The 16,356-nt window shown below is 34.3% G+C and carries 16 protein-coding genes and 2 pseudogenes; 3 read left to right on the forward strand and 15 right to left on the reverse strand.

The window, feature by feature from the left end; genetic code table 11:
* The first annotated feature begins 24 nt into the window (after positions 1 to 24).
* The gene (locus tag BBH99_RS04275; protein WP_066692429.1) at positions 25 to 378 is read left to right on the forward strand and encodes a diacylglycerol kinase family protein; all 354 of its coding nucleotides are present in this window, start codon (positions 25 to 27) and stop codon (positions 376 to 378) included.
* 103 nt (positions 379 to 481) lie between these two features.
* Here the strand turns inward: BBH99_RS04275 and BBH99_RS04280 are convergent, their stop codons facing one another.
* The 9 genes from BBH99_RS04280 to purB all read right to left on the reverse strand — a co-directional run bounded on the left by BBH99_RS04280 (position 482) and on the right by purB (position 11,228).
* The gene (locus tag BBH99_RS04280; RefSeq protein WP_066692431.1) at positions 482 to 940 is read right to left on the reverse strand and encodes a GyrI-like domain-containing protein; all 459 of its coding nucleotides are present in this window, start codon (positions 938 to 940) and stop codon (positions 482 to 484) included.
* 216 nt (positions 941 to 1,156) lie between these two features.
* Entirely contained in the window at positions 1,157 to 1,345 is a 189-nt protein-coding gene (locus BBH99_RS04285) for a bacteriocin-like protein (protein WP_123872994.1), read from the reverse strand.
* Positions 1,346 to 1,414: 69 nt separating this feature from the next.
* The gene (locus BBH99_RS04290; protein WP_066692437.1) at positions 1,415 to 1,747 is read right to left on the reverse strand and encodes a gamma-glutamylcyclotransferase family protein; all 333 of its coding nucleotides are present in this window, start codon (positions 1,745 to 1,747) and stop codon (positions 1,415 to 1,417) included.
* A complete protein-coding gene (locus tag BBH99_RS04295) occupies positions 1,747 to 2,376 on the reverse strand; it encodes an SGNH/GDSL hydrolase family protein (protein WP_083188737.1) in 630 nt (209 codons plus the stop codon). Before BBH99_RS04295 ends, BBH99_RS04290 begins: the two co-directional genes overlap by 1 nt.
* A 695-nt stretch (positions 2,377 to 3,071) precedes the next feature.
* Positions 3,072 to 3,452, reverse strand: coding sequence for a ribonuclease inhibitor (locus BBH99_RS04300; RefSeq protein WP_066692500.1), 381 nt, complete (start codon positions 3,450 to 3,452; stop codon positions 3,072 to 3,074).
* A 13-nt stretch (positions 3,453 to 3,465) separates the two neighbouring features.
* Positions 3,466 to 7,161 carry a phosphoribosylformylglycinamidine synthase gene (locus BBH99_RS04305; protein WP_066692441.1) on the reverse strand — a complete coding sequence of 1,232 codons (3,696 nt, stop codon included), beginning with the start codon at positions 7,159 to 7,161 and terminating at the stop codon, positions 3,466 to 3,468.
* A gap of 181 nt (positions 7,162 to 7,342) precedes the next feature.
* Complete coding sequence (locus BBH99_RS04310; RefSeq protein ID WP_066692443.1) at positions 7,343 to 8,770, reverse strand: serine hydrolase; 1,428 nt, start codon at positions 8,768 to 8,770, stop codon at positions 7,343 to 7,345.
* Between the two features lie 14 nt (positions 8,771 to 8,784).
* Positions 8,785 to 9,753 (reverse strand): WG repeat-containing protein, encoded by a 969-nt coding sequence (locus BBH99_RS04315; RefSeq protein ID WP_066692446.1) that lies wholly within the window; start codon positions 9,751 to 9,753, stop codon positions 8,785 to 8,787.
* Between the two features lie 47 nt (positions 9,754 to 9,800).
* Positions 9,801 to 11,228, reverse strand: coding sequence for an adenylosuccinate lyase (gene purB / locus BBH99_RS04320; RefSeq protein WP_065393095.1), 1,428 nt, complete (start codon positions 11,226 to 11,228; stop codon positions 9,801 to 9,803).
* Positions 11,229 to 11,359: 131 nt separating this feature from the next.
* Here purB and BBH99_RS04325 point away from each other — a divergent pair, with 131 nt between their 5' ends.
* Complete coding sequence (locus BBH99_RS04325; RefSeq protein ID WP_123873002.1) at positions 11,360 to 11,620, forward strand: helix-turn-helix domain-containing protein; 261 nt, start codon at positions 11,360 to 11,362, stop codon at positions 11,618 to 11,620.
* A gap of 47 nt (positions 11,621 to 11,667) precedes the next feature.
* On the forward strand, positions 11,668 to 12,093 hold the full coding sequence (locus BBH99_RS04330) for a hypothetical protein (RefSeq protein WP_066692455.1): 426 nt from the start codon (positions 11,668 to 11,670) through the stop codon (positions 12,091 to 12,093).
* 111 nt (positions 12,094 to 12,204) lie between these two features.
* On the opposite strand, the gene BBH99_RS04335 is transcribed toward BBH99_RS04330, so the two are convergent.
* The 6 genes and pseudogenes from BBH99_RS04335 to BBH99_RS22900 all read right to left on the reverse strand — a co-directional run.
* Entirely contained in the window at positions 12,205 to 12,708 is a 504-nt protein-coding gene (locus BBH99_RS04335; RefSeq protein ID WP_123872996.1) for a hypothetical protein, read from the reverse strand.
* Positions 12,705 to 13,331: a JAB-like toxin 1 domain-containing protein gene (locus BBH99_RS22890; RefSeq protein ID WP_317041482.1), complete on the reverse strand. Its 627-nt coding sequence runs from the start codon at positions 13,329 to 13,331 to the stop codon at positions 12,705 to 12,707. Before BBH99_RS22890 ends, BBH99_RS04335 begins: the two co-directional genes overlap by 4 nt.
* Positions 13,329 to 13,514 (reverse strand): annotated as a pseudogene (locus BBH99_RS22895) (RHS repeat-associated core domain-containing protein); the annotation flags it as partial. The pseudogene BBH99_RS22895 and the gene BBH99_RS22890, both read right to left, overlap by 3 nt.
* A gap of 1,399 nt (positions 13,515 to 14,913) precedes the next feature.
* Positions 14,914 to 15,459 (reverse strand): hypothetical protein, encoded by a 546-nt coding sequence (locus tag BBH99_RS04350; protein ID WP_066692464.1) that lies wholly within the window; start codon positions 15,457 to 15,459, stop codon positions 14,914 to 14,916.
* Between the two features lie 14 nt (positions 15,460 to 15,473).
* On the reverse strand, positions 15,474 to 16,166 hold the full coding sequence (locus BBH99_RS04355; RefSeq protein ID WP_228417709.1) for a JAB-like toxin 1 domain-containing protein: 693 nt from the start codon (positions 16,164 to 16,166) through the stop codon (positions 15,474 to 15,476).
* Positions 16,155 to 16,349: pseudogene (locus tag BBH99_RS22900) on the reverse strand (RHS repeat-associated core domain-containing protein); the annotation flags it as partial. The pseudogene BBH99_RS22900 and the gene BBH99_RS04355, both read right to left, overlap by 12 nt.
* Positions 16,350 to 16,356: the final 7 nt, after the last annotated feature.

The following is a 16,356-nucleotide window of genomic DNA, read 5'->3' on the forward strand; positions in this document are numbered from 1 at the left end:
TTTGTTGAAAAAAATAAAGAATCCATGCAAAAACCTCCTCTTCATAAAAGTTTTCTGAATGCTTTCCGGGGTGTTTTTGCGATGATAAAAACGGAAAGAAATTTTCAGATCGAGCTTCTGGCTTTTTTCATTAATCTGTTTCTGATCTTTTACCTAAAACTTACTTCTACAGACGCGGCTCTTATTTTTTTGGCTTCTGCAGCTGTTTTAAGTGCAGAAATTTTTAATACAGCCATAGAAAAGATATGTGACATCATTCAACCGGATTTTGATAAAAGAATTGGCTTTATTAAAGATATTGCAGCTGGAGCTGTAGTACTTATTGCCGGGGTTTCTGTGATTATTGGGATTCTGGTGTATTGGAAGTATTTTTTTTAACCACCCCGTCAAATCTATGATTTGACACCCCTCCGGAGGAGGGGAATATCACGTCTTCAACTCAATATTTTGTTAAATTAGGTGGTTTTATTTTTTTAAGCTTTTAATTTACAGCAATTAAGATATCTACTTCTGCATCAGAAGGGTTTTGTGCTTTTTCTCCATACATTTCAAAATCTGCGGTGAAAGTTCTTCCAAGATCCATATTCCAGATTTTAAACCATTCGTTGATGACCAAGCCTTCTGCCAAATTTCCCTTTGCTGTAAATTTTACATAATCTCCACCCTCAAAAGATTTCCCAATCATTCCCTCCGGAATATGATCAAGATTTTCTACTTTGCATCCTAATAGTGTAGTGTATGGCTTTGTATGATCTTTTTCATACTCTGTATAAACCGAATAAATGGTATTATCTATTTTATTGGGGATATTTTCCAACACATTTTCCTGCATAAATTTTTCCCATAATACCGGAATATCCTTTGCTGCCTGCTCATTTTCATTGGTTGTTCTTACCGCAATTCCGATTACTTTAAAAGGTTCAATTTTTACGTTATTCATTTCTTGATTTTTTGTTGTAGGTCAAAGATAGAAAGGAGTTGTGACAACTGTTTGTCAGGAGAAACTTTTTTCATGATTGATAGATGATGTTTACAGGCTCGTTTTTATGTTTTGGCTAAAGTTATGGTTTGATGATGATATTGTTTTTAAAGCAAAAACGTTTCTGAAAGTTAAAATACTTTTCAGAAACGTTCTGTTCATTAGATTTTTGCTATCTTATAATGGGCAATAAGCATCCCATGCTTCACCTGTCATACACCCATCATATTTTGGGCAATAGTAATAATAGGGTGAAGTGCTGCAGTTTCCATTTTCATCTTTAGGATAGATAATTCTTGGTGGATTTGCTCCTCCTCCTTTTACAGCTTTTAACTCCTGTCTTTTAATTCTTTTTAAATTTTTCATAGTAATTTTATTTTTGCAGCTTAAAACTACTAAATAAAATTCACTCTGCATAGATAAATTCAAGCATACTTATGTTCCTACATAAATAAACCCTTTGTTTCCGGATTTAAAAACAGTTTCTATCCTTTTATAATCATCCACCTCATATTCGTCTGCCTGAAGGATTTCTGCTTCTGTTACTTCAAATAACATTCCTTCTATTTCATCATCAACGTTTCCAGAGAACTCCAGAACGGGATGATATTTTTGCCCGCTCTTTCTTAGAACCTCAGGATCAGTAATTTCAAGCATATTTAGTTTGTATCCTGATAAAAAGTCTTTTTCACCCTGTAATATACGTCCGAATGTTTCGAGTTGAACCTGCTCTTTCTGTAAGGTTCCGTAAGAGAATAAATAAGGCATTATAAATATTTTTCAATGATTGGAATTGCAATTTCGGCCATCATTCCATAGCCTTTCTCGTTAGGATGAACTCCGTCTGCGGAAAGCAGGATCTCTTTATCTTCTAATAGCGCAGAATGAAAATCAATATATCCCAAAGAGTAATCTGCCGCAATACCCTTAAGAATATCATTATAAGCAATCACTTCTTCATTTGATCTTAATTTTCCTGAACTAACCACTACTCCATCTATATGTTTAGCAATAGGAAGAATACTTACTAAGTAAATATCATTAGAATATTGCTGAGCCTGTTGAACGGCCCTGATCATATTCTCTTTAAATTTTTCACGATTTACAACCTGCACTCCTTCTTTGATGGCAAGATCATTAGCTCCATAACTGATGAAAACCAGATTTCCATCTGCTGAATTTCTTGCGCTTAACTCTACAGGCATTCGTCTCAATAAGCCTTCTGTTGTTTCGCCACCGATGCCTAAATTGAATAGAATCAATTCATCACCATTTCCTTCATGGAACTTTTGCAAGGCGTATCTCTTTAAAATATCTACCCAGCCTCCAAAAACGCCGTCATATTCTCCATACGTTATGCTGTCTCCAAAGAACAGTCCATACACTATTTTCTTCATTCAATTAATTTTTTGTTTTTTGATTTCTGCTGCTTATTTAAAGCTTGTCAAATATTTTTCAAAGTAAGATAAAAATCTGCTGAATCTGTTTAATCTGCGAGAAATTTTAAATATAAATTATATTGAAAATATTATTTTGAACCATTAAGATCATTTAAGGAGCTAAGAAAAGTTAAGGGAATAGCTAAAGCTATTTATTAAGTGGTTTCCTAAAATTCATCTTTGATGAACCTTAAATTATCTTAAAGTCTTATTTTTATTAATGGTTGAAATATATTTCAGACGCAAAGCTCTTATTATGATTCTGTTGATTTTAGGGAGCTAAGAGGAATCAACAAGTTGATTGGATGAAGCTGAATGGAAAGCTTTGAAAACAAATAGACCATTAAAAGCTTTTAAGTTTAAGAAAAGATAAGGATATAACTGAAGCAAATATTAAGCAACCTCCTAAATTCATCTTGGATGAAGCTTAACTTATCTTAAAATTTTCATTTTTCTTAATGGTTTAAATATTTTTTTGACGCAAAGTTCTTATTATAATTCTGTAAATTTTAGGGAGCCAAGAAAGAATCAACAAGTTGATTGATGAAGCTGGGTGGAAAGCTTTGAAAACAAATAAATATTATTATTGTGAATTTTCCACTCATTACTCATTACTCATTACTCATTACTCATTACTCATTACTCATTACTCATCAACCTAAGGTCAGGGTAATATTCTTGTGTGATCTGATAATTTCTACCAGGATTTCGAACAGTGTTTGTCCTTTCCCTTCATTCAAATCATTCAGTTTTTGTTGGATAAGTTTTGTGTTGAAAGGTTTTCCCTGTCTGATTTTGTTTTGGTAGAATTCCTGGGTTATTTTGAGTCCCAAATCTTCTTTTGATTTTTGTGATTCTTTCCAAACGATTTCAACGTCTTCTTTGTTTTCAAAAACTCCGAAGCCACCGTAAAGAATATCATCAAACCCATCTAAGGTTCCTACTTTCCAATCCGTGTCTTTCATCAACACATTGGAAACTTCTTCATAGAAACCGTCTAAAGACGAAAAATGACCGCCATGGATGACGATCATTTTTCTTGTTTTATTATTTGAAATATTCAACACCGTTTTTGAATATGTTGTGATAATTCGCGGTTGGTATGTTTTTCATGAGACCTTCCGTAAATCTTTCAGGGTGGCCCATTCTTCCGTAGATTTTTCCACATGGGCTGGTAACTCCTTCAATTCCGAATAATGAATTGTTCGGGTTAAACGGCATTCCGTGGGCAATGTTTCCATCGAAATCGATGTATTGCGTTGCGATCTGTCCGTTTTCATACAACTTCTTGATTTCTTCTTCTGAAGCCATGAAACGTCCTTCCCCGTGAGAAATCGGAATGGTGAAAGTTTGGCCTTTCATTCCTTTTAACCATGGACTTTCATCATTGACTACTTTTACAGTAACCATCTGAGAGATATGTCTTCTGATTGCATTGTGAGCTAATGTTGGAGAGTTTTCATCCAGATCTTTGATTCTTCCGTAAGGTAGTAATCCGGATTTAACCAAAGCCTGAAATCCGTTACAGATCCCGATAATCATACCGTCTCTGTCTAATAATTCGTGAACTGCATTTCTCATCTTTTCGTTCTTTAAAACGTTGACAATGAATTTTGCAGAACCATCCGGCTCATCACCTGCTGAGAAACCTCCTGAGAAAGCTAAGATCTGAGATGTTCTGATCTCTTCTACCCAAGCATCAATACTTTCATCCAACAATTGGTGACTGATATTGATTAAAGGTAAGCTGCTTACTACAGCTCCTTCTTTCTGGAATGCGTTTAAGGTATCATACTCACAGTTGGTTCCTGGGAATACCGGAGCAAATACTTTAGGCTGTGCAATTCCGTGTTTTTTGATGATAATATTTCTTGGGTTGATAGAGTTTGATTTTTCATCAATTTCAACCGTTATTTTCTCTTTTTCTACTGTTGGGAAAAGATTTTCGAAAGTGCCTGTGTAAGCAGATTCGAGATTTAAAATTTGGAATTTGGAATTGTTGATGGTCAAAACTTCATCCTCAACTACTTTTCCAATCAATTGAAGATTTACAGAGCTTAACTCCTCTTTAGCTTCGATGATTAAGCTACCGATATTTTTAGCTAATAAAGTATTTTCATCAGCGTTAATTTCAGCGCCCAATCTGTTTCCGAAACTCATTTTTGCCAATGCTACCGCTACACCACCGTCTTTTACTGTTTTTACAGAAACTATTTTTCCTGATTTGATGTTTTCAAAGATGAATTCGTAAACGTCTTTTAAAGCATTATAGTTTGGAAGACCATTTTCCTGAGCGATGTGGTTGAAGAAATATATTTTGTTTCCAGCCGCTTTAAATTCCGGAGAAATGATATTTTGTTTGTCTCCGTTTGCACATGCAAAAGAAATTAATGTTGGGGGTACATTCAGATCCTGATACGTTCCACTCATGGAATCTTTACCACCGATAGCAGCTAAACCAAGGTTGATCTGCGCATCATAAGCTCCTAAAAGAGAAGCTAATGGTTTACCCCATTTTTCAGGAGCCTGACCAAGCTTTTCAAAATATTCCTGGAAGCTTAATCTGATGTTTTTATAGTCACCACCCATGGCAACAATCTTCGCAACACTTTCTACCACTGCGTAAGATGCTCCCAATAATGAGTTTTGTTTTGAGATTTCAGCATCGAATCCCCAGCTTGCCAAGGAAACAGTTTTGATATCTTTTGCTCCTAAGATCGGCAGTGTCTGCACACTTCCTTCCATTAGGGTTTGCTGGTATTTTCCACCTAAAGGCATCGCAACAGTTGTTCCTCCTACGGAAGAGTCAAACATTTCCAATAGTCCTTTTTGGGAAGCTACGTTTTTATCTTTTAAGGTATTCAGGAAGTTTTCTTCGTTGAAAGCCTTGGTTTCTGCTTTTACTTCTTCAAGGTGGTTGATTTTTACCTCCTGAGATTTTGAACATCCGTTGGTATCAAGGAATGCTCTTGAAAGGTCAACAATTTTGTCTCCTTTCCAGAACATCTGCATTCTTCCTGAATCTGTTACTTTTGCTACTTCTACGGCTACAATATTTTCAGCTTCACAGAATTTGATGAATTTTTCTTTGTCTTTCGGATCTACCACAACGGCCATTCTTTCCTGAGATTCGGAGATAGCCAGTTCTGTTCCGTTTAATCCTTCGTATTTTAATGGTAATACATCTAGATTTACCTCCAAAGAGTCTGCAATTTCACCAATCGCTACGGAAACACCTCCTGCACCGAAATCGTTAGACTTCTTGATTAATTTTGTCAGTTCAGGGTTTCTGAATAATCTCTGGATCTTACGTTCTTCAACGGCGTTACCTTTCTGAACTTCAGAACTCATAGTGTGGATAGAAGTTTCGTCCTGTTCTTTTGAACTTCCGCTTGCTCCTCCTACTCCATCACGGCCTGTTGCACCTCCTAAAATAATGATAGAATCTCCGTTAGCTGGTTTTTCACGTCTTACCCAGTCTACAGGAACGGCTCCGGTAACGAAACCTACTTCCATTCTTTTGGCTTTGTACCCTTCATCATAGATTTCAGAAACCATGGTAGTAGCAAGACCAATCTGGTTACCGTAAGATGAATAACCGTTTGCAGCCTGTTTAGTAATTGTTTTTTGAGGTAATTTCCCTGGTAATGTTTTGTCTACAGATTCTAAAACGTCAGCAGCCCCTGTTAATCTCATCGCCTGGAATACGAAAGATCTTCCGGATAAAGGATCTCTGATGGCTCCTCCCAAACAAGTGGATGCTCCTCCGAAAGGTTCAATTTCCGTTGGGTGGTTGTGCGTTTCGTTTTTGAATAATAAATACCAAGGTTCTTTCTTCCCATCGTATTCTGCTTCGATCTGGATGGTACATGCGTTGATCTCATCAGAAATCACAAGGTTGTCCAGGTTTCCGGTTTTATGGAAATATTTACCACAAACTGTTGCTAAATCCATTAAGGAAATAGGTTTCAGCTCACGGCCTAAGAATTTTCTTTTTTCGATATAGTCATTGAAAATAGTATCCAATGTCTGTTTGAATTTTCCTTCAAACTGAATGTCTGACAATTCTGTTTCGAAAGTCGTGTGACGACAGTGATCGCTCCAGTACGTGTCTAATACTTTCAGTTCGGTTTCTGTAGGGTTCCTTTCTTCTGTTTTAAAGTATTCCTGAATAAATTTCAGGTCATCTAATCCTAATGCAAAACCGTGATTGTTATAGAAACTTTCCAGCTCAGCATCGTTGAAATTGATGAAGTTTTCGTGGATGATTACTTTTGAAGGGGTTTCATCAGCAGGAATATCCAGTACAGACAGGTCTTTTTCCTGAGATTCTACTTTGTTGATCAAAAGGTCTTTGATTTTCACCAAATCAGCTTCTGATACTCCTACAAACTCGATTAGTTTTCCACTTCTTACTTTTGACTTTTCATTTTCTGTTAATAAAGCGATACACTGTTGTGCGGAATCTGCTCTCTGATCGTACTGACCAGGCAGGAACTCCATTCCGAAGTGGATGCTCTTTGCAGGGTTTTCTGTATGTAAAATATCAGTTACAGGATCTACAAAAGTGTTGTTGACTACTTTCTCGAATTCCCCATCGTTCAAATTGAAGATGTCATACACATTGTAGACTTTCACACTTTGAATTGCCGGAACAACTGCTTTTACTTCATCAAAAATTTTTGGACTTTCAACATCGAAAATTCCTCTTTTTTCTACGAAAATTCTTTTGTTATTAGACATTAGATGTCAGATTTTAATATTAGATTTATTTTTCTTTTTACTTTTCTGAGTTCAGAGTACCATTGTCAGATTATTAATTTCTTTTCCATCCACATTGGCTGCTCTTTTTAGTGGTATTCATCACCCTACATTATGGAGTACAAATTTACTCTTTTTACTTTCTCTCACCACAATCTTTTTCTTATAATACCAATGCCAGATTATTATCTTTGGTACCGTCATTATTGGATGTCCTTTTGGAAGCTCCAATCCATTCTTCTTTATTTAATACCAATCTGAAGGAATAAGTTTTTCCTTTTTCAAAACGAGATGCCGGAACCTCCAATTCGTAGTGGTTCCTATCCTTTTTCACCATCTGATATTCTTTATTTTCAGCATCCCAATCATTGAAACTTCCTGCTACAGAGACTGTATGAAGAAGACTGGCATCCAAGTTTACAGGATGTGTATAGGAGAAAATCACTTTATCTCCTTTTACCGTATATCCGTATACCTGCTTTTTGTCTGAGGTTGAAATAAGATCTTCCACTAAACTGCTGGTTCCGTTATAAAGTATCCCAAATGTATCGGCCCCGGTGACATTTACAATAATGCAGACTCCCAGATTCAATTCAGGAAATACAGTAAACAAGCTATTTATTCCGTAAGAACCACCATGTTTATATCCTCTTTTCCCGAATTCGGTAATCAAGTATTTGTCCCAGAAATATCCGGTCCAGGCTTCTTTACTATTGTTGACATTTCTTTGCGATTCCTGTACTACTTTATTTTTTGGATCTAATTCTTCTTTTAAGAATTTCATCATATCTTCCATGGTAGATTCGGTTTTAGAGCCTCCTGCTCCCCATAAAAGACTTGTTGAAATTGGCATCAGCCGGCCGTTTTCATAATATCCATTGGCCTGAGCTTCATTTTTATCAAGTTCCAGTTTGGTATGATTCATTCCGGCTTTTGAGAAAATATTTTCTTTCAAAAGAGTTTCATAACTTTTCCCATAAATATTTTCCAGCATAAAACCTGTCATTTCAAGGCTTAAATTGCTGTACTGATATTTTGTACCTGGTTTCGCATCTAGTTTTACAGCAGTCAGATCTTTTTTAAAGTCTTCTTTTGTATATCCATTGTTGAGCTTCTCATAAAGAAAAGGGGTCTCATCGTTCATATTTTTTCTGAGCTCATCATCAATAGGAAGGTTTCTAGGCAGAGCAGTTTCATAAGAAATCAAGTTTCGAACTTTTATAGGAGTTCCGTCATATTCTAAGTTGGGATAAGAACCTTTCAGATATTTTCTTACATCATCATCAAGGTTTACTTTCCCTTCCAGAACAGCCTGAGCCAGCAATTGCCCTGTAAAAAGCTTAGTAATAGAAGCTATGGCGAAATAAGTATTATCGTTTGCTTTATTGCCTTTTCCTTTGTCTATTTCTCCAAAGTGTTTGGTATAGATTTTTCCATCTTTGATAAGTCCGACAGACACAGAGTATGCTTTGGACTCTCCCGCTACTTTCTGCGCCGCTGCATCTATGATTGAGTACACTTTTTTATCACTTTGCGCATTGTTTTTTACAAATGCCAAGGCAAAAATAAATACAAGGATATTTTTTCTCATTAAGTTTAATCTGGTTATTTTTTGAATTTATTCGGGTTATCAGGGTGTTCTTTTTGATATTGTTCCGCTTCTTTTATTTCATCTCTCAGCCAATCTTCAAAAGGGACTTTTTGCTCATTATATGATTCTATTGCATAAACGGTCTTAGCATCTTGTGAAACCAGGAATTTAAAGCGATAAAGCATTCCCAAATCATACTTTGTATAATCATAAGTGTTTACCTGATAATAAGGAAAATTTTCTTTTGGCCTTTCTACAATTTCAAAATACAATCTCTTTTCTTTTTCAGGGATTTTATTGTATAGGTTTACATAATAAAGATCCGACAACAGCTTATTTTGTTGATCAAAAAACTGAAGAATATTTTTCTCTTTTTCGTTGTATTGAAATGGGTATGGATAATATTTTCCAACGATTTTCACGTCCTTATCAGAATATTGAGTAAGTGGCTGAACGGTTTCTCCTTTGGTATTCATCATTCCCCATTTTCCGCCCACTATTCTCTTGTGCTCGTCATCTGTTTTTTCCCAATCACAGCCATCACAAAATGAAGCGTATCCATAATTGAAATAATCTACAAAATCATGTTTAGGTTCAATGATCACTTTTCCGTTTCTATCGGCAAAACCTATCTTTCCTTTTTTGACAAAGCGTCTCAATCCTTCTACAAAATAATCAGGGCCATTATCATACATAAAAGGCTGATATAAAAAATTACCTTTTCTGTCATAGACATATCCCCATGCATTTTTTTCCTGATTCTCTCCTGTTTTGTTTCCATCAAAGAGAATGGTTTCTCCCTCTACCCAATCACCATCTTTAAGGTCTGAATATATTTTGAATTGCGCAGGAATAATGATGTCTCCTTTTTGGTTTTTTACGCCTACTAAATTGTCTTTGGAAGTAAAATACTTCAAAACCTCTTTCTCCTGGGAAAAAGCAAGCATGGGAATCATTGCAATGAATAAAAGGGCTTTGTTCATGGTTGGGTTTAAAATAAAAAATGCAGCCCAAAAGGCTGCATATTGTTTTATACTTTAAGATCAGCTTCTAATCCTATTAAGTCTTTATTCTGGTCTATAATCGGCTGCACTTCGTTCTTGACAAATTCTTCTGTCTGAATTGGTGCGAACCCTATAAAGTTCTTCGGATCTAAAACTTCTTTTAATTTCGATTTATCTAATTTTAAAGAATCATCATTCAGGATTCTTTCAATCAGGTCATTTTCTTTTCCTTCTTCCTTCACTTTCTTGGAAGCTTCCATAGAATGAACTCTGATTACTTCATGAATTTCCTGACGGTCACCACCTGCTTTCACTTCTTCCATGATGATATATTCTGTTGCCATGAAAGGAAGCTCTTCTTCAATGTGCTTGTTGATTCTGTTCGGATATACTACAATTCCGTTCAGGATGTTGTTCCAGATTAATAGGATTGCATCAACAGCTAAGAATGCCTGAGGAATGGTTAATCTCTTGTTGGCAGAGTCATCTAATGTTCTTTCAAACCATTGTGTAGAGGCTACCATTGCAGAACTTGTTGTAAGAGACATTACATATTTTGCCAATGCCCCGATTCTTTCGCTTCTCATTGGATTACGTTTGTAAGCCATTGCAGATGAACCGATCTGGTTTTTCTCGAATGGTTCTTCAATTTCCTTAAGGTTTTGAAGTAAACGTAAATCGTTGGTGAATTTGTGAGCAGATTGAGCGATATTTCCTAATAATGCTACAACTTTAGCATCAATTTTTCTATCGTAAGTCTGTCCTGAAACACCGAAAACTTTTTCGAATCCGAATCTTTTTGAAAGTTCTTTATCTAAGTGTTTTACTTTTGAATAATCTCCGTTGAACAGTTCAAGGAAACTTGCAGCCGTTCCTGTAGTTCCTTTTACTCCTCTGAAACGTAGGGTTTCAAGGAAGAAATCTAATTCTTCAATATCAAGGACCAAGCTCTGTAACCAAAGGGTAGCTCTTTTTCCTACGGTTGTTAACTGTGCCGGTTGGAAGTGAGTAAATCCTAATGTTGGAAGGTCTTTGTACTGAATCGCAAAGTCTGCTAAGTTTTTCATTACGTTCACCAACTTTTTCTTCAGGATTAAAAGTCCGTCACGTATCTGAATTAAGTCTGTGTTATCTCCTACAAAAGCTGAAGTAGCTCCCAAGTGAATAATTCCTTTTGCTGAAGGCGCTACATCACCATACGTGTGAACGTGGGCCATTACATCATGTCGGAATTTTTTTTCGTATTCTGCTGCCTTATCGAAATCGATATTTTCAGCATTAGCCTTTAATTCAGCGATCTGTTCGTCTGTAATTTCAAGCCCTAAGTCTTTTTCGATCTCTGCTAAAGCGATCCAAAGTTTTCTCCAGGTACGGAATTTGTTATTATGTGAGAAGTTAAACAACATTTCTTCACTGGAATAGCGCTCTTCCAATGGATTTTTGTAGGAATTCATTCGTTCTTTTACTTTTTAGATGTACAAAAATACGGTTTTTCAGTGAGAGATGAAAATCTTGGTTTTATGATTTTTGTGGTGATGGGATATGGAGATTTTTGAATATTTATTATGAATAGACTTAACTTTTTATAGACTCTTCCCGGAAGATTATTGGAAAATATAAACGCAATGAAAACCTACCCTCTATTGAGATGGTAGCTAAAATGGCTAAAGCTTTTGAAGTAACCGTAGATTTTTTAATAGAGGGAAGGGAAAACGCTGCATTCGATAAAGAGATCATAGAATGTATTAACGATATTCAAAAAATGGATCCTGATACCAGAAGTATTCTCTTTAATGTTATTGATACCTATATCCAAAACTTTAAAACTAAACAGGCTTTTAGATAAACAAATTCCAATAAGATATACTAACACTAAAAAAATATTACTGTACTATGAAAAAGTATACTTTAATATTAATTCCTTTGCTTTTTATAGGGTGTAATTTTAATAAAACCTATCGTAACAGAGAAGAAGACAAGCAAGAAGCTGAAAAAATAACCGAAAAATTCTATTCTTTGATAAAAAATAATAATAGAAAAGAGGCACTTAAATTATTTGGAGAGAAGTTTAAACTAACCCGTAAGGATCAGTTAAATAAGATGTTGAATGAAATAAACTCAAGTTGTGGTAGTAAAATCTCAGATACGAAGTTAACAACATGGGAAACATTTGTTTCTATCGGAACAAATCCAAAATCAGAATATGTATTATTATATAAAATAAATAGAAATATAAAAAATACACAAGAAAAAATTACTTTAGAAAAAAATAACGATAGTATTAAAATTGTAGGATACGATGTCAGTTTAGCAGAATAAAGAAATCCGTCTCGGTTGTGAGACGGATTTTTCTTATTTAATTTAATATTTGTTTTTTTTTCTGTTGAATTAAGTTATTGTACTTGTACTGATAAACTTAGGCATTATAGTTTACCAACCGTCATTATATTCCTCTTTCATCTTAGTACATTTTTTTAAAACTATTCTTTTCTGTGGATTATTATATGGAGCAGGTGGTAAAATTTTAAACTTTTCGTTCCTAGTCTTATTTTCAATATTTATCATACAATTATTCTCAATATTTTTAAAAAAGAAATAAAGTGTATAATTATTATAGACAGAAAACCCTTTCAAGTTCTCTACCTCCTTAGGCGTATCACTAGCCAAAAGAATATCCATATGATTCTCATTTTGATCTTTTAAATAAATAAGAATTGATTTTTTAGATTTTTTATCATGTCCATTCTTTTCTAGCTTTTTTATAAAATCATTCAGTTCTCTTTCTAAAGGTTCTTTAATTGTAATAAGATTTAGTTTTACTCCAGAGTCTGTTTGAGATATTTCATTCTTATTTTTTAGTATTTCTTTTTTTTGCAACGATGAATCACAAGCCAGATAAATAAATGAAAGAAAAATTAAAATATAGGATTTCATAGTTTTTTGATTTTTTTCATTACTTGATCATTATATTGAACAGTTGATTTTACCTTTGTACCATAAATATTAAAATATTGAGGTAATCCCGCACCATTACTTTCTTTTAAATATTTATAGTATTGTCTATCTCCAGTATAATCATTTGGAGTACCATCTGAGTTGTAACCTGATGGTTTAAATTCTTTTAAATCTGTTGCATTGGGATGAGAATGCCAGCTATCCAATATTTTTAAATCTTTTCCTTTTCCATAGAATGAATAGTTAAACCAAGCTTGAGCAGTATCTACATTGGATTCATGATTCGTGGATATTATAGAAGCTTTCCCTTCCTTAAATTGATATTCATTTAAACCAAACTCAACATTGGTGTTTCTAGCCATAAATTTAAATATAGTTTGAGCGTCTTTTTTATTTGATTCAATAAAGAATGTTGCTGTCCCGCCATACATCTTATTTTCTCCTTCAACCTTTTTATCAATAAGATCCTTATTAACAACTAAAGCTTCTGATGAATCGGAATTATAAATCGTATGAGTTCCATTTATTTCATCACTATTTGTTTTTCTAATTAAGTTAAGAGAACCATCTTTATTTAATCTAAAATCATCTTTAGGCGCCATACCATCCGGATCAATAAATCTTAACGGATTATTAAATGTATAATTATAGGGACTATGTCTTGTCATTTTTTCTGCTAATGGATCAACAACTCCCCATCTTCCAATATCCGGCATATACATTCTCGCTCCATAATCATACATCCCGGTCTCTTGCAATTCTTTCCCGTTGTACTTATAGTTGTATAGCTCCGCTCAACTTTCCAGGATTTGCCTACTTCAGTTTTCCTCGCGCGAGGCTTTACACTGTGATCGTCTGCTCTTGCTCGCTTACGTAAATATAATTTTTCTTTTTCAATTGAAAAAAATAAGAATGACATTTTCAGGATAGACCTATACCTTTAACTTGGTTTTCAACTAAAATAAAAAGTAACAGTATTGACAAAAGAACAGAAGAGCATTAAAATAGTGCTGTGGTTTAAGAAAATATAAGTAATTCAGGTAAAAATAATTTTGCTGGTTAGTGGATTTATTTTTTATTTGTCACATGGAAAATATAATTACCATTTTAGTACTGCTTTTCCTTGTGATTTTAGCGATGACAGCCTTTGTTATTGTTGCTAAAAATACAGGAAAAGTAAAAAAGTGATTACAAACCCGGTTGTAACCACTTTCTTTCAATTTTATTTACAATAGTCCACCCCGCCAGGTGGGCTATTATTTTACAAATATATACTTTTTTGGATATGTTTTGTGGTTCCGGTGGTATTGTTGTCGCTGTTGTTGTAGATGTGGACTTGTCGGTAAAATAACGATGGCAAAAGCCTTGGCTTTATCCACAAATCCACATCCTTTAACATACTTCCAGTTCAACGGCGATTCAGAGCGGGGGCGCATTTTTCTTTATTTCGGGTGGTTGCAGCTTGGGCAAAAAGGTATTTTTCGATGCTGGTTTTGGGTTGGGAAGATTCGGGGGTGTTGGAAGCGGAGTTGCTCTGCACGAAGCATAGGAAAGCATTTTACATAATCTCAAATTATAGGTGCCGATGGTTTTGCCAGGAACGAAGCTTGCGGAGCGGAAGGCAACGTTTAGGTGCTGCTGCGCGTATAATTTTATTATGTAATTTGCTGTGGCATTAAAGCTTAGGGAAGTTTAGGCAAGCGTTGGAGAAAAATGTCTTTTTCTGGTGGCGGGCGGGATATTTAATTCAAAATGCAAGTGGTGGTATTTTATTTCTTATATTTGAGTTATGGATTTTTGGACAACAATTGGTATCGTTTCTTCAGTTTTAGGGATTTTTTCTTTCCTAAAAAATGATACCGTTTCCTTAGTTTCATTTCTTAAAAAAGTATTATTTGTCTTTTTCTTAGGACAAAATTCTCTTTAAAAAAAAATCTAATTTGTTCCCATTCATCATCATAAATCCTTACATCACCGCTTTCTTTACGGCTGTAATTGGATACATCCGTGGAGATAATCTTGGACATATATTCCTGGGTATAGCCCCGCTGTTTTCGCAAACTCTTTAGCTTTTCCATCATGATTTTTTATTCATTACTACAAATATAAAAAATTCAAACCTTTTATTCTGTCTTCAAATATAAAACCCTCGCAAAATACGAGGGCCTTGTTTATAACTATACATTAATGTGTAAGTTGTATGCAATCAGGAGAAGGATTAGAAAATGTAATATCTTCGTATGAATTCGAGAATTTTAATTTTTTATTCATTAAAATTGATTTCATGCATCCTGAAATTGGAATAGGTGATAAAAAAGTTATTTCATCTCTTTTATTTAAAACAATATGCCAATTTTCAAAATCGTCATTAATCGTTGTTTTCTTTTGATTAAAATTTTCATATGTTACTTTTTTAAACATTTTCTCTATGCTTTTACATTCATTATCAGGTAATATAAGTTTATATCCTTCGAATATATAAACATCCTTATATTGAATACCTTCCATAAATTCAGGTTTAAAAAAAGCAATATCAATTGAATATTCACTTTTCTCTTTTATTTGGTCGTGAAAGGTTACTGCTAATATTTCATTCTTATTATCAATTTTTCTTTTTTTAGAAATATATTCTATATATCCTTTGATAATATTATGCAAATCTTGCTTCTTAATAGCACTTTTATTAAATGTAAAAAAGAAAATAAGAATGATTAAAAGTATTTTTTTCATAGATTTAAGTTAAATTATTTTTTCTTTCCTGTATATACCGCCTGGTTGTAATCATATTTCACATAGCCCCCATTTGCTCCATTATTTCTTAACCATGTATTATACACATACTTAGATATTGCATTATTACTTTTTGAACGCCTTTTATCTCCTGCATCTTTATATGCTGTACCAAATGTTGGATTTCCCTTGTTCCAATTTCCTTCACTAAATCCAGATGGATTATATTCAAATCCAGGATGTGAATGAACAGCTTCAGAATATACACCATCTTTAGTTATATGCGTTGTACCAGAACCCATACTCAGATTATTATTTGCTAATACATCAGCAGCACTTGCATGTTTAGTAGGATCATAGTTTGTACTTATTACATTTGTAGAAAATCCATCAGAAAAATCAAATCTATCCTGTCCAAATTCTACAGAAGTATTATCAGCTATAAATTCAAAAACTTGTGTCGCTGTGTCATAATCATTGACTTGAAAATAACCAAAATTAGATCCTGTTCCTGCAATTTCGATTTTTTGATTTTTTAGCTCTCCTATCTGAGAGTCTCCTGTAGGATTTGATTCTGTCACATTGGTACGGGCTACTTGTATAGACTTAGATTCATCTTCATTGGTAACAGTATCATAGGTATTATTGTCTTTTGTCCTTTCTATATTACCATTATTAAAAATCTTGATTTTATCTTCTGCTTGCATCCCATCTGGATCAATAAATCTGATTGGGTTATTGTAGGCATAGGTATAAGGACTCCAACGACGAGAAGTTTCCGCTAAAGGATCAACTACACCCCATCTACCAATATCTGCCATGTATAGCCTTGCCCCATAATCATACATACCAGTCTCCTGCAATTCCTTACCGTTGTACTTGTATTGATAAAAACCC

The organism is Chryseobacterium contaminans (assembly GCF_001684955.1).
Taxonomy (GTDB): Bacteria; Bacteroidota; Bacteroidia; order Flavobacteriales; family Weeksellaceae; genus Chryseobacterium; species Chryseobacterium contaminans.